A 13730-nucleotide genomic window follows, 5' to 3' on the forward strand; every position below is an offset into this window, starting at 1 on the left:
GGATATTACGGTAGTATCGCAAACATTTGTGTTAGAACGCGTGTTCATTTAAGAAATAGCATTATGGAAGGAAAAAAACTAAGCCGGGAAGACCTCATCGAATTAGCCCGAAAAATTATCAACGCCGATACCGAGACGGAAGAAGAGGATGATGAGTTGATCGAGCTTTTTTTGAAGAGCGTTCCTGATCCCAATGCCAGCGACTATTTTTTTGCCGAAGAATACGACGGCCTCACCCCCGAACAAATTGTCGACAAAGCCCTGGCCTACAAGCCTTGACTTTGCTTTCCCGTTAGGGTTAGCCTTTGTCCGCCCGCTTAGCATCGCATACCGCGGACCGATTCCATCCAAAAATCATCGCTTTGTAATCATCTCCTCCTTCGCAGCCCACAGGCCAATGTCCTGCTTGCTGAGCGCAGCCGCCATGAGGTCGGGAAACTTATCGGGCGTGCAGGCAAATACCGGGATGCCGAGAGTGGCCATGTAGGTGGCATTTTGGTGATCATAGCCCGGCGCACCATCGTCGTTCAACGCCAGCAAGACAATGACTTGCACACCGGCCTCGGTTAACGCCTTGGCGCGCTTGCGCATCTCTTCGGGATTTCCCCCTTCATATAAATCGGTGATCAGCACCAGTACCGTATCCGTTGGTCGCTGAATGATCTGCTGACAATACGTGAGCGCGCGATTGATATCCGTGCCTCCACCCAGCTGAACGCCAAAAAGAAGTTCCACCGGGTCGGTAAGTTCTTCGGTGAGGTCGGCCACGTTCGTATCGAACACGACCATTTTGGTTTGGATGGCCGGGATAGACGCCATCACCGCGCCGAAGATGCCGGAGTAGATCACCGACGTACCCATACTGCCGCTCTGATCCAAACAAAGCACCACATCCTTCAACGAACGCCGGCGTTTGCCATAGCCGATGCGCACCTCGGGAACAATAGTTTTATAATCGGGTTGATAATGTTTTAAGTTCTTGAGAATGGTAGCGTGCCAGTTGATCTCGTTGTGACGCGGCCGCCGGTTGCGTGTGGACCGGTTCAGACTGCCCGCTACCGCTTGCTGCATGGGTTGTGCCAGCTTCTTCATGAGCTCCTCCACCACTTTGCGCACGACCTGTCGCGCCGTGTCTTTGGTCTTGGATGGAATGACACGACTCAGGGTCATCAGTGTGGCGACGAGGTGAACATCGGCTTCTACGTTCTCCAGCATTTCTTTTTCGAGCAGCATCGATGTGAGGTCGAGTCGCTTCAGGGCATCTTGTTGCATCACCTTCACCACCGTGTTGGGAAAGTAGGTGCGAATGTCACCCAGCCAGCGGCTCACGTTTGGCGAAGAAGCGCCCAGGCCACCTTTCTTTTCGGCGTCGTATAAAGCTTCCAATGTTTTGTCGATCTGGAGGTCGATGTTCTGTAAAGAATAATCGGTGCCGTCATTCTGACCGCCGCCCAAGATCATGCGCCATTTGCGCAAGTGTTGTTGTTCTTCGTTCGAGTTGAGTTCGCTCATACGATGTTCGCTTCAGGCGTGATGGGTGTTGGCGCACCCGGTTTATTTTTCAATCCCAAAAGTTGCATCACCACCGGCAACGATGCGATGCCGCGTTCGTGATCGACCGCGTCCTCACCTGATGCATTTGCCGTCACATGCCCGCTGCCGGGTCGTTTGGCCTTCTCTCCGATCTTTCGTCGTTCGGCGTGTGTGAATTGGGAAAAGGTTCGTCGCAGGAGGGGAAGGAGCGCAATAAAATCCTCTTCGCGAATGCCCCGCACCCAGTCGTTCACTAGGGTCCAGAGCCGTTCGTCCAGCAACAGGATCGTGCCACTGCCTTTCAAAAATCCTTCCATCCAAGATGCTGCAACGGATGGGGTACCGGCCAATGTCAAGGCAAAATGAAAGCGGTCGGCCAGCACATTTCCCTCCATCACTTTTGCATCGGCCAGCAGCCGGGTGCTGTAGCCGGCGACGAGCGGTGCGGTGTTGACGTTGTCGCAAATGACTCTTAGGGTTTCATGCCACTCCTCGCGTTGCTCGGCTTGGTTCAGGAGGGCGATCGATTCACTGAGTTGATAGAGATGTTCCGTTATCTTTTGCGCGGCGTCGTCATCCACGGCGACACACGCGGGCGGGAGACTTACACAGATGCGGGCGATCATGGAGTTCACGATGCCGAGGAGCATGGTCTCGTCCGTCTGGCGAACGTTGCCATAGCGCGACACCGACACCAGCGAGGGCAGCACTTCTAATAATTGCATCACATCGCCCGTGGCGGCCGCCAGGTTGTTGATGCTATTGATCAGAGTCTCTGCTGCTTCGGGTAAATCGGAAGGGATCACTTTTGCCAACAGGTCACACACCTGCCCCAGGCTGGTGGCCTCTTGTGCTTCGTGGGCAACGTAGTGGATCACGGCCTCTTCCAGGGTGTTGCCCCAGCTGCCTTTTTCTATTATTAATATAGAATACTCCGGTTCCCAACGCAGTTGCCACTGCTCCTTGAAAGTTCCTTTGCCCCGTACGTGGGCTAGATGACCCCACGTCACGCCCAACAATTGGAGGCGGTGTAAAAATATGCTTCGTTCCAGGTGAAGTTCTTCGCGCAGGTCGAGCAGCAGATCTTTGTTGCCGGCTTCGGCGGGCAGGCGCAGTTTTTTCTGCGTCCGTTCCACATCCTGCAACAAGGGCGGCTTGGGGATCTCGGCCGGCACGGCGCCGATGGTGTCACTCACGATCAGCGCGTCGCGGATCAGCTCCAACAAAATGTCGTCGCCGTTGCAAAGTACCGCCAGCGTGGCTTCGTTCAACTCCGCCAACCCCGACTTGCTGATGCCCCGCAGCGACGACAACGCTTCGGCCAAGCGGACGGCCTCGATGATGTGCGCTACCGAAGTATCCATCTCGTGATTTCGAAACACTTGCGCCACTTTTGCCATCCACTGCACGCCGTTGTCGAGCGGATAGTGCCAAAGGTGGCTATACCATCCTGGCGAGTTGATGCCGGCGCCATAGCCGCTGGCGTAGGTGAGGCGATTATAGGTCCACGGGATCCACGTCGTTTCCACTTTCACTTTGGCAAGACCCTTGAGCAGATCGGCATCTTCTTTTGCTTTGGGCATGTCGGTCAACGCCGGGGCATGCCAGGCACCACAAATCACGACGATGTTTGCAAAACCATCTTTCTCCGCCTGGCGGATCATCTTGCGCATGTGCGCCTCGCGAAGTTTCTCGACGACCTCTTTCTTTTCCGGAAGTTCGGAACGCAGGGCGCGCATGGCTTCGTGGACCGCTTCGAAAGTGCCTTGGTGATCCATGCGTTGCTCGAACATATACTCCCACCAACGCTCACCGTCATCGAACCCCGCGGCCACCGCCAGGTATTTTAATGGATCACGATATTCCTCTATGCTCGCTTCGGCATTCGAAAGGGCGGCACTGGTGATGCCGTCATCCTCTTTTTCATCGGTTTCTTTTTTCTCCGTTTCTTTTTTATCCTCGTCTTTATCCAGGGCAAAGCGATGCGACAACGGCAAGTCCATAAATCGAACGGGCACATTTTGTCTGGCGCCATATTGAATGGCCTGCCACTCGGGACTGAATTCTGCAAAAGGATAGAAGACGGCGCGCTGGGGTTTGTCGGGACGATAAGCCAGGATGGCCACCGGCGGTTTCAGTTCGCTGTGGGCTGCCCATCGCAGAAGTTCGTCGCCCTCGGGCGGACCCTCCACGAGAACGATGTCCGGTCGCGACTGTTCCAGGAATGCTTTCACATTCCGCGCCGATCCCGGGCCATGATGCCGTATGCCGAGTACGTGGATGCTCATATGCCCTGGTCGCGGCAGGCTCTGTAAATATCTTTCCACTCGTCGCGGGGCTTCACCACCGTTTCGAGATATTCCTGCCAGATGATCCGGTCTTGCACCGGGTCTTTCACCACCGCGCCGATGATGCCCGCGGCAAGGTCGGCCGCTTTCAGCGAGCCGTCGCCGAAGTAGGTGGCCATGGCCACGCCGCTGTTCACCACCGAAATGGCTTCGGCCGTGCTCAAGGTACCGGAGGGTGTTTTGATTTTTGTCTTACCATCCAACGATACGCCTGAGCGCAATTCCCGGAAAATGGTAACGATGCGTTTTATCTCTGCTACGGCGGGTGGCTCTGCCGGCAGATCCATCGCCTTCTCAAAACTTTGCACGCGCCGGCGCACGATGTCGATCTCTTCTTCGATGCTGTCGGGCAGCGGGAGGATGACGGTGTTGAACCTGCGCTTCAGGGCACCCGACAATTCGTTCACACCTTTGTCGCGGTTGTTGGCAGTAGCGATCACATTGAATCCCTTCACCGCCTGCACTTCCGTGTTCAACTCTGGGACGGGCAATGTTTTTTCCGACAAAATGGTGATGAGCGTGTCCTGCACATCCGACCCGATGCGCGTGAGCTCTTCGATGCGGGCGATCTTGCCGTCTTGCATGGCCTTCATCACGGGCGTTTCCACCAGTGCTTTTTTAGAGGGGCCATCCGCCAACAACAGCGCATAGTTCCATCCATAGCGCACCGCCTCTTCGCTGGTGCCGGCCGTTCCCTGGATCACCATCGTAGAGTCGCCAGAGATTGCCGCCGACAGATGCTCCGACACCCACGACTTGGCCGTGCCCGGCAAACCGTACAGCAACAAGGCCCGGTCCGTGGTGAGCGTCGCCACGGCGATCTCCATCAATCTTTTGTTGCCGATATATTTTGGCGACACCTCGAATCCGTTCTTCAACTTGCCACCAAGCAAGTAGGTCACCACCGATTGGGGTGAGAGCTTCCAGTTGGGCGGTTTGCGATCGGAATCGTTCTTGGCGAGGGCTTCGAGTTCTTCGGCAAATTGGTGCTCGGCGTGTTGGCGTAAGATGCTGCTCATATTTTTTTTGGGTAAATGGCTTTTTGTTTTAACTGGAGAACGATTGGAGAATTTGTTGCTTCAACGTCAACACCCCCGATAGTTCATTCGACTGGTTTCGCCAGTAGGCTTTCTTCTGTTCTTCCGAAGGCATAAAGGATTCAAGATCCTTTAGCATCGCAACGGGAATATTTTTGACGGCGGCGCGATAAAATGTCTTGTTGTAGGCATACACTTCCTGGGAGGTGTAGCTGAGCACGGCTTTGGCCAGGTCATTGCTCCACTCATCGTCGAAGCCGGAGAGCATATTGATCAATTCCTGGGGTCTTTGTTTTATGAACCGCAAGGCATAGCGATCGCGGTCCTTTGCCGGCAGCGATTCGATAAGCGACACCAAAGCACTTTCCAATATTTCGGCGTCGCCATGGTCCATCAACGCCTGGGTCCAGGTGGTATCGCGAAATTTTACGGCCGCTATGGCTATTGCCGGAACATAGAGGGCGGTCTTTTTTTCTTTTTGAAACAGTTTTATGATCGCTTCCGGTGTTTCCTTCAAATGATCGTTCCAAAACGACGGAGGCACGGATGCGATCAACTGGATGAGAATGTACTGCGCATCGCTCACGTTCTTGTCGCTGCTCAGCTTTTCGATACCGCTTTTAAAGATCTCCTCGGGGAAGGCAATCTTTTCATTTACTTCGATCGTCGTTTTGGCCAACATGCCCAATAACGCTTTCGAATTTTTCACGTTCACGGCTTCTTTTAGGATCGTCTTGTAGCCTTGTACCGGTTGTGACGTGGGGATACGTTTTATGAGGTCCAGTATGGCGTTGTTCACCTTCGTTCCTTTCTCCTTCAACCCTTCCAACCAGGCGAGGTCGTGTTCCGACGGGCCCGTGTTCAAAATTTCCAGGAAGGAAACTTTTTCATTGGCACCTTCGGCGTTCCACGAGCTTTGCAGCAGTTCAAGGGCGGCGGCAGGTTGTTGCATACGAAGCGACTTGAGCAGTTCCTTCCGCTCTTCTGCCCGGCCGGTCTGCCACACCGTTTGAATGTCTGCTTCCGGCGCCGAGAAATTCCATTGCGGGTTTAAACGACCCAGCCATTCACCCCTTTTTCCACACACCGACTGGATGAGGGACCGCAGTTCTTTTTTTTGAATGCTGATGTCGAGTAAAGCCGGCGCCCATTCCGGTTCAGCGCATTTATGGGCGCGGTCACATTGCGTAAGCCAAAGTTTTAGCAGGGCGTAGTGTTCTTCAGAAAGGATCGTTCGCAACACCGTGGTGGAATCCGTGTGACAATACGGTTTTATCTCCGCTTCCGCTGCCGACAAGACCGCCGACCGGAGATCGAGGGGAACACAACCGGACTGCCGGTATTGATACACCAAACTCCCAAAACGAAGAAAATCCTCTTCGGCATCCGGCGTATCGCTCACGTCGACTTGTTCTGTAATGGCCGCCGGCAGATCGTTTGCGCGAAGGGGCAGCTTGGTGGTGCCCAGCATGGCGTTGTTCACTATGGTTTCCCAGGCCTTCATGCAAAAAATGTGTAACGGTTGTTTACCCAAACCCCGAGCGGTTCAAAATCCTGGTGCTTGCCCATGGCAAACATTTTCAACGGCGCGCCGCCACTCAAGGCCATCAGTTGCCAACCTTGCTGGAACGTAGCCGGGATAAAAACACCGTTGCCTTCTTCGTCTTTCAACATCCATCGATCGCCATCCTTGAAAGGGATCACGTTTTCAACTACCACCGGCACGCTATCCAGCAGTGGATTCACACGAAGTATTTCGGAGGCCACTTGCTCCACGGCATTCCAGTTCTTGAGGCCATCGATGGAGTTATTCGGTTGGCCGCTATAATATTGTTTGATCAGGGCGCGCAAAGGATAGGCGCCTTTAAAAAAACTCACTTCGGCATCGATCCACGATCCGGCCATGAGGTTCATTTCGGGAAATTGTCCTTTGGCGTAAAACTGGAGGATCAGCGCATAGCGTCGCGATGAACGTCCGAACAGCCAGTTGCGCTCCACGGTGATCGCGTCTTCGCGCGTCGTGCGCTTGGCCAGCACAAACCATTCATCGCGCAGGCCGGCTTCGGCGCGCACGTCGTCCAGACTTTGGGTGAACCCTACCTGGGTTCGCAGTTCCACTTGCAACGCGGGCGACAAGGTTTCGAGGCGGGGAAATCCCTCAAGCACGAGATAGATGCGCAGGAGTTGGTCGAGGAATGCGGTTTGCCATCCGTCCTGAAAAAAATTGATGTCGCGCAGCGTGCGCACCATCGCCGCCAGTCCGGGGGCTTGTGCGTCGACCATGCGTCGCGTCATGGTTTCGAAGTAGGCCGGATCTTTGCCAGGGATGGAAACCAGTCCGTTGCGCACAATGTCTTTGATCCATAGCCGTAGTTCGCCCATGCCTTCTTCCACGCGCTTTGTGCGCGTCTCCTGGCGTTTGGCCTGCGCGGCGGGATCGGCTTTCTTTTCTTTTTCTTTTTTTTCGGATTTCTGCTCTTCCCGCTCGTTGCGCTTATCAAGCCAGGCGGTGACCCAATCGGGTTCTGTCGCGGCCTTGAATAATTTCTTGTCGCGTGCATAGAGCAATAGCAACCCCAGTCCATGTTTGCAGGGAAACTTTCGGCTGGGACAAGAACATTTAAATGCAATGTTCACCAGGTCGATCTGGGTTTGATAGGGAAGCTTGCCGCTCCCCTGGCACTCGCCCCACAACGCGCGGTCACTCTCTTCGCGCTTGCCCCACTTCGACGGATTGGCTAATTCCTTTCCCGACTTCTTGGAGGCGTCGTCGGGAGCCATGGACAGGATTTGATCTTCGGAAAAATGCATAGACTATAACGCACCAATCGTTAGGCGGGTCCAATATAGCAACCTTCTTTAAAAAACCTCAGCCTTAGAAGGGGATGGATCTTAATTATTAGGAGATGCGGGACTATTAACTTTGCGCAGGTTGCGCGTCTTGAATTCCTGCCAATACTGCGTGCCCAGGACGATATCCATTTTCATCATTTGGTGGTAGATGAAGATCGCATTCACAAAACATTCCTCCTTTTCGTAGGCATCGGCGAGCTGCAGATAGTGTTGCAAGGAGGGGTCGAAGGCGAGTACCATTTTCACTTCCTCAATGGCCGGTCGCTTGGTCAAGATCCGCAGACCGTACGTATCGTTGCTGGCGCGCTTGCGCGATGGGGTCGACGAGGAAATGATGAGGTTTCGCTCATTGAAGTTGTCGAAACGAAAATCCACAATGGTGTCGGTGACTTGACGCGAAATAAAAACTTCGTCGCCATAGACGTTCATGAAATGGACGCGGATGGGAAGTTTAGTGGCCGAGGGCACCCCGGCGCAGGTCCAATAGATGGCAAAGCTGTCGGGATAGATGTTGGAAACGGCTGGCTGCCAGAAACGGACGGGTTGAGGTCTTTTCTGAAAAGAGAAGAAAGGCACTGCAAAGCACAGGAAAAGAAGATACCGCGTCATACCAGTCAATATAGCTTCATTCTTTGAAAAAAAGAAAAACCATGAAGCCGCCAAGCGTCATGATTAGGATGGATGAAATGCATTTTTGCCGTGACAGCCCAAAGATTTGTGCCGATCACTCTCAAACGCCGGAGGTGACATGAAAAAAAATGGATGAATGAAGAGGGGGCGACGGAAAAAAGGGAGGCGATACCCGGTTTCGAATGGCCTGATGTTTGTCAAGACACCTGCCTTGACTCGGAAGGTTGGGTTAGCGTGGGCTAAAAACGAAAAAGGCTGCCGTTTCGGGCAGCCTTTTTTCCAGCTATCGGATTATTTCTTCTTTGCTGCTTTTTTAGCAGTTTTCTTTGCTGCTTTCTTAGCAGTTTTCTTTGCTGCCTTCTTCGCAGTCTTCTTTGCTGCTTTCTTAGCAGACTTCTTCGCTGTTTTTGCCATAGCGTTTTTTATTTAAGTGAAACAAATCTATCCATCGTATGATGAACTTTCAAGTGCGAATATAAAGCAGGATTACTGGAATACAAAATCTATGTAATGTTCTCAGCATTAAAGCAGTGGATGCTAAAGCTCGGGATGAACATGCCACTCGTAAATTAAAGACCTTTGCATAGCTCCATAATGCGTCATTTGTCATAAATTCATCTCCTGTTTTACAAACTTTGACTCCATCGCTATGACGCTTACGGGAAAACAACTCATCGGATATACTGCCGCGGCCTCGGGCACAAAAACATTCAGCAACGACGACGTCGATGTAAGGTTCTTTGAAGCCACCGCCGCCGAAGTGGACCAAGCTGCCCGCTTGGCAACGGAAGCGTTCGCCCGCTATCGCCAACTGACGGGTGCAGCGAGAGCCGCGTTCCTTGAACGCATTGCCCATGAACTATCGTTAGTCCGCGCACCGCTCAATGAAATGGCCCAACGCGAAACAGGTCTGCCCAGTGCGCGTCTCGATGGCGAGATCACGCGCACCATCAACCAGATAAAACTCTTTGCTGCGCTCATCACGGAAGGTTCGTGGGTGCGCGCCATGATCGACCCAGCCCAACCCGACCGCCAGCCGCTTCCCAAAGCCGACATCCGGCAAATGCAGATCCCCCTCGGTGCGATCGGCGTGTTTGGCGCCAGCAATTTTCCATTTGCGTTTTCGGTTGCCGGTGGCGACACGATCTCCGCGCTCGCCGCGGGTTGTTGTGTCGTCTATAAATCTCACCCCGGTCATCCGGCCACATCGGAAATGACCGGCGACGCCATCGTGCGCGCAGCGCGTGCCACCAACATGCCCGAAGGCGTCTTCTCCTTGTTGCAAGGCGCCGGTCATGAAAGTGGCGTGCAACTGGTGACGCATCCTTTGATCAAAGCCGTCGGGTTCACCGGCTCACTCGCCGGCGGGCGCGCGCTCTTCAACGCCGCCGCCCAACGCGAAGAGCCCATCCCCGTCTATGCAGAGATGGGCAGCGTGAACCCCGTCATCCTCTTGCCCGGCATCCTCGCCGAAAAAAGCGCTGACCTCGCCAAGACGCTGGCCGCATCCAACACGTTGGGCACCGGACAATTTTGCACCAACCCCGGCGTCTTTCTCGCCCTCGATTCAAACGAGACCACTTCATTTCTGCAAACGTACGCCAGCACCATCGCTGCCACACCGGGCGACGGCATGTTGACGGAACCCATCTGCAAGTCGTATGCAAAAGGAATCACCCGTCTTTCCAATCATCCCGAAGTGAAAGCCATGGCCACCGGACTGACCACCGAAAAAAAACGCAGCGGCATTCCGAATGCGTTCAAGACCACCGTGTCGGCATTTTTAAAAGATGCGTCGCTGCAGGAGGAAGTGTTCGGACCGTCGGCGCTTCACGTCGTGGCCGGCTCCCGGGAAGAGTTGATCGACGCCATTCGCCAGATGCACGGACAGCTCACACTTTCGGTGTGGGGTACGGCCCAAGATTTGGTGGAATACAGTGATATCTTCACACAGCTGGAACTGAAAGGCGGCCGCATCATTTGCAACGGCGTGCCTACCGGAGTGGAAGTGACCCACGCCATGATGCACGGCGGCCCCTACCCCGCCACGACCGACAGCAAGTATACCTCCGTGGGTACGCAAGCCATCTACCGGTTCACACGGCCCGTCTGCTACCAGAACTATCCACAACATCTTTTGCCCGCACCGCTGCGCAACGAAAATCCGCTCAACGTGTGGCGATCGGTAAACGGTCAGCCGCAACAGGGACCTTTAACCACAGCCTAATCTCAATTCCGTCTATTCATGATTCGATCCATTCGCTTTTTTATTTTGTTTGCGCTAACCGCCGGCGTGCTCTCCTGCCGCAAGCCTCAGCCCGTCGAAACAAAAATAGAAGCCGCGCCTGTCTATACGATCGGTACGTATGGCTATGATGCATCCTTCCTGCGCGAACACACCAACCAGGTGGTCGAACTTTCGAACGAAGACCACAGCGCCAAGATCCTGCTGTCGGCCGAATACCAGGGACGCGTGATGACCAGTACGGCAAAAGGCGATTCGGGGGTCAGTTTCGGATGGATCAACTACAAACTCCTGGGATCTGGAAAAAAAATAAAACAATTCAACCCGGTGGGCGGTGAAGAACGGTTCTGGCTCGGACCCGAAGGCGGACAATATGCGCTTTACTTTAAAAAAGGCGATTCATTCGACCTCGATCACTGGCAAGTGCCGGCCATCCTGGACACGCTGCCCTATGAAGTGTCGCAGGCCTCCCCCACGCAAGCCCTGTTCACCGCCAAAGCTTCGCTCACCAACTACAGCGGCACACCCTTCTCCATCGGCATCGAACGCCGGGTGAACTTGCTGGATAAACAAACCATTGCCTCCAAATTGAACGTGACCCTTCCCGAAAGCCTTTCGCTGGTGGGCTATGAAACGGAAAACAAAATACAGAACCTGGGCAAGGAAGATTGGAAAAAAGAAAAGGGCTTGTTGTCGATCTGGCTGCTGGGCATGATGACACCGTCGGATCAAACCACGGTGATGATCCCCTTTCATCCAAAGCCCAACAGCCGGCAGCTTATCACCGACAATTATTTTGGCGCCATCCCACCCGAAAGACTTCGGGTGACCGACAGTGTGCTGTATTTCCGGTGCGACGGCAAGCTGCGCAGCAAGATCGGTTTGTCGCCCCGCATCGCCAAGACCATCGCCGCCAGCTACGACTTCCGTCAAAATGTGCTCACGCTCATCCTATTCCCCGTCGACAACACCGGTCGCTATGTGAACTCCACCTGGAAGTTGCAAGACCAACCCTACCAGGGCGACGTAGTGAACGCCTACAACGACGGGCCCCAAGCCGACGGCACACAGATGGGTCCTTTTTATGAAATTGAATCGTCATCGACCGCCAACGAATTGAAAGCCGGCCAATCCCAAACTTACCGCCAGATGACCTGCCACTTCCAGGGCGACTACGAAACGCTGCACACCCTGATGCAAAGCCTGACCGGCATCGACATGAACACACTTAAAAACTAAACCCCTCTACCATAGCCATGCACCTCTACAAAACAAAACAAGGCGTCCTAGTTCGACAAGAACAAAACCATTTCCTGCTCAACGAAGATTGGGACACGCTGGTGAACCAACGCTATCTCCATGCGCACCTGGAGGAGAGCATCAGCAGGGCCACGCCTTTTAAAGAAGCCATTGATGTATTTTTAGCCCACCACCTGTTAGCTCCCATCGGCAAACAAGAAGTGTGGGCCGCGGGCGTGACGTATCTGCGCAGTCGCGATGCCCGCATGGAGGAATCGAAAGAAAGTGGTGGCGCCGATTTTTATCAATTGGTGTATGAAGCCGACCGCCCCGAAATATTTTTCAAGGCCACGCCGCATCGCGTGGTGGGTCACGGACATCGCGTCAACATCCGCAGGGATTCCACCTGGAACGTGCCCGAGCCGGAGCTCACGCTGTTCATCAACGCCTATGGCGAAATACAAGGCTACACCGTGGGCAACGACATGAGTTCGCGCAGCATCGAAGGTGAAAACCCGTTGTATCTGCCCCAGGCAAAAGTATACGACAAGAGCTGCGCCATCGGTCCGGGTCTTTATGTTCCTGCGGCGCCCATTTCGTCCGAAACCAAGATCAGCATCGTCATCCGCCGCGGACAAAAAGAAATGTATGCGGCGTCCATCCAGTTGAACCGCATGAAGCGTACACTGCCCGAGCTGGCCGAATATCTTTACAGGGGATGCTCCTTTCCACACGGCTGCTATCTCATGACGGGCACGGGTCTGGTTCCCGGTTCAGATTTCACGCTGCTTAAAAACGACGAGGTGAGCATCACGATTGAAGGGATCGGCACCCTGGTGAACACGGTATCGGAGTTGTGACATTGAACGCAGGAACAGACTTGATCCTGCGTCTGTTCCCGCGATCGGCCTCCGGGTGTCATTACAGATTTGTTTGCCTTCAATTTGTTTTGGGAAACGTGGCGCTTACCATAACCCGGCATTCATTATTAAACGTGAAAATTTTCTATCCCAGTATCATAGTTCTCGCGGCACGGTCGCGATCAGTTGAAGTGAAACGCATATGGTATACCATGTCTTAAATGGCGACGCCCTGGTCCCCGGTTTTAAGGCCACAGGCTTGCCCGGCGAAATCATCGTGGCGCGCGAATGTCTTATTGAAGGCGACCTGAAAGGCGAAACGCTTCCCGAGTTCCTGGAGAACCGGGCCCGGTTTGTCGAAGACGAGTTCAACGAGGAACGCGTTCGCTATTACGACAATGTTGCGCCTGAATTTGAAAAACTGCTTAGTGCCGAACCCGGATCGGAGTTCAATCTGTGGTTCGGGTATGATCTTTTTTGCAGGGCGAATATGTGGTTTGTGCTCTCGCTGCTGTCGCACCTGGAGGGCGACAAAGAAGTGAACGTGGTCTATCCATCCTTTCGCGAGAAACACGACATCTGGTTGGAATTTGGACGCGCTACTTCCGAACAATTGATGGAAGCGTTTGACAACCGGGTCAACTTCGCCCAACGCGACTTCCGGCTGGCCAATGATCTGTGGACAGCATATAAACAGTCTGACCTGGGGCGTTTGCATGACCTCTCCATTTTTCAGTCGCCATGCTTTCCCTATTTGCAGGAAGTTTGCCAGGCACACATCGACCGGTTCCCTTACAAAGGAAAGAAGGGACGGCCGGAACGGGTGATAGAGGAAATATTAAAAAAGAATGCACGCGATTTTAAAACCGTCTTCAAGGAATTTTCAGCCCGTGAAGGGATCTATGGGTTCGGCGATACGCAGGTGAGAAAAATCTATGACAAGGTGATGAAGGAAAGAAACCCCTAGGATTTAATTCTTTCAAAC

Annotated in this window: 12 protein-coding genes; 6 read left to right on the forward strand and 6 right to left on the reverse strand. The window is 53.7% G+C overall.

The window, feature by feature from the left end; translation table 11 throughout:
* Positions 1-63: 63 nt before the first annotated feature.
* The gene (locus D4L85_RS05670) at positions 64-279 is read left to right on the forward strand and encodes a bacteriocin immunity protein (RefSeq protein ID WP_073141748.1); all 216 of its coding nucleotides are present in this window, start codon (positions 64-66) and stop codon (positions 277-279) included.
* Between the two features lie 75 nt (positions 280-354).
* On the opposite strand, the gene D4L85_RS05675 is transcribed toward D4L85_RS05670, so the two are convergent.
* The 6 genes from D4L85_RS05675 to D4L85_RS05700 form a co-directional block, all read right to left on the reverse strand.
* Complete coding sequence (locus D4L85_RS05675; protein ID WP_119753404.1) at positions 355-1512, reverse strand: VWA domain-containing protein; 1158 nt, start codon at positions 1510-1512, stop codon at positions 355-357.
* A complete protein-coding gene (locus D4L85_RS05680) occupies positions 1509-3821 on the reverse strand; it encodes a DUF5682 family protein (protein ID WP_119753405.1) in 2313 nt (770 codons plus the stop codon). The genes D4L85_RS05675 and D4L85_RS05680 overlap by 4 nt, the downstream gene beginning before the upstream one ends.
* Complete coding sequence (locus D4L85_RS05685; RefSeq protein ID WP_119753406.1) at positions 3818-4900, reverse strand: ATP-binding protein; 1083 nt, start codon at positions 4898-4900, stop codon at positions 3818-3820. The genes D4L85_RS05680 and D4L85_RS05685 overlap by 4 nt, the downstream gene beginning before the upstream one ends.
* 28 nt (positions 4901-4928) lie before the next feature.
* Complete coding sequence (locus D4L85_RS05690) at positions 4929-6422, reverse strand: DUF5691 domain-containing protein (protein WP_119753407.1); 1494 nt, start codon at positions 6420-6422, stop codon at positions 4929-4931.
* Positions 6419-7729, reverse strand: a complete 1311-nt coding sequence (locus D4L85_RS05695) for an SWIM zinc finger family protein (RefSeq protein ID WP_119753408.1) — start codon at positions 7727-7729, stop codon at positions 6419-6421. Before D4L85_RS05695 ends, D4L85_RS05690 begins: the two co-directional genes overlap by 4 nt.
* 81 nt (positions 7730-7810) lie before the next feature.
* Positions 7811-8380 carry a hypothetical protein gene (locus D4L85_RS05700; RefSeq protein ID WP_119753409.1) on the reverse strand — a complete coding sequence of 190 codons (570 nt, stop codon included), beginning with the start codon at positions 8378-8380 and terminating at the stop codon, positions 7811-7813.
* A gap of 157 nt (positions 8381-8537) precedes the next feature.
* On the opposite strand from D4L85_RS05700, the gene D4L85_RS34610 reads away from it, so the two are divergent.
* The 5 genes from D4L85_RS34610 (at position 8538) to D4L85_RS05720 (ending at position 13712) form a co-directional block, all read left to right on the forward strand.
* Complete coding sequence (locus tag D4L85_RS34610; protein WP_162500953.1) at positions 8538-8831, forward strand: hypothetical protein; 294 nt, start codon at positions 8538-8540, stop codon at positions 8829-8831.
* A gap of 219 nt (positions 8832-9050) precedes the next feature.
* Complete coding sequence (locus D4L85_RS05705) at positions 9051-10628, forward strand: aldehyde dehydrogenase (NADP(+)) (RefSeq protein WP_119753410.1); 1578 nt, start codon at positions 9051-9053, stop codon at positions 10626-10628.
* Between the two features lie 18 nt (positions 10629-10646).
* The gene (locus D4L85_RS05710; RefSeq protein WP_119753411.1) at positions 10647-11885 is read left to right on the forward strand and encodes a DUF6786 family protein; all 1239 of its coding nucleotides are present in this window, start codon (positions 10647-10649) and stop codon (positions 11883-11885) included.
* Between the two features lie 17 nt (positions 11886-11902).
* Positions 11903-12745, forward strand: a complete 843-nt coding sequence (locus D4L85_RS05715; protein ID WP_119753412.1) for a fumarylacetoacetate hydrolase family protein — start codon at positions 11903-11905, stop codon at positions 12743-12745.
* 202 nt (positions 12746-12947) lie between these two features.
* Positions 12948-13712 carry a DUF1835 domain-containing protein gene (locus tag D4L85_RS05720; protein WP_119753413.1) on the forward strand — a complete coding sequence of 255 codons (765 nt, stop codon included), beginning with the start codon at positions 12948-12950 and terminating at the stop codon, positions 13710-13712.
* The last annotated feature ends 18 nt before the right edge of the window (positions 13713-13730 follow it).

The sequence above is a fragment of the Chryseolinea soli genome, from assembly GCF_003589925.1.
Lineage (GTDB): Bacteria > Bacteroidota > Bacteroidia > Cytophagales > Cyclobacteriaceae > Chryseolinea > Chryseolinea soli.

Coding starts and splice junctions, on each gene's coding strand:
- D4L85_RS05670 (WP_073141748.1), top strand. CDS start 64: ATGGAAGGAAAAAAACTAAGCCGGGAAGACCTCATCGAATTAGCCCGA.
- D4L85_RS05675 (WP_119753404.1), bottom strand. CDS start 1,512: ATGAGCGAACTCAACTCGAACGAAGAACAACAACACTTGCGCAAATGG.
- D4L85_RS05680 (WP_119753405.1), bottom strand. CDS start 3,821: ATGAGCATCCACGTACTCGGCATACGGCATCATGGCCCGGGATCGGCG.
- D4L85_RS05685 (WP_119753406.1), bottom strand. CDS start 4,900: ATGAGCAGCATCTTACGCCAACACGCCGAGCACCAATTTGCCGAAGAA.
- D4L85_RS05690 (WP_119753407.1), bottom strand. CDS start 6,422: ATGAAGGCCTGGGAAACCATAGTGAACAACGCCATGCTGGGCACCACC.
- D4L85_RS05695 (WP_119753408.1), bottom strand. CDS start 7,729: ATGCATTTTTCCGAAGATCAAATCCTGTCCATGGCTCCCGACGACGCC.
- D4L85_RS05700 (WP_119753409.1), bottom strand. CDS start 8,380: ATGACGCGGTATCTTCTTTTCCTGTGCTTTGCAGTGCCTTTCTTCTCT.
- D4L85_RS34610 (WP_162500953.1), top strand. CDS start 8,538: ATGAAGAGGGGGCGACGGAAAAAAGGGAGGCGATACCCGGTTTCGAAT.
- D4L85_RS05705 (WP_119753410.1), top strand. CDS start 9,051: ATGACGCTTACGGGAAAACAACTCATCGGATATACTGCCGCGGCCTCG.
- D4L85_RS05710 (WP_119753411.1), top strand. CDS start 10,647: ATGATTCGATCCATTCGCTTTTTTATTTTGTTTGCGCTAACCGCCGGC.
- D4L85_RS05715 (WP_119753412.1), top strand. CDS start 11,903: ATGCACCTCTACAAAACAAAACAAGGCGTCCTAGTTCGACAAGAACAA.
- D4L85_RS05720 (WP_119753413.1), top strand. CDS start 12,948: ATGGTATACCATGTCTTAAATGGCGACGCCCTGGTCCCCGGTTTTAAG.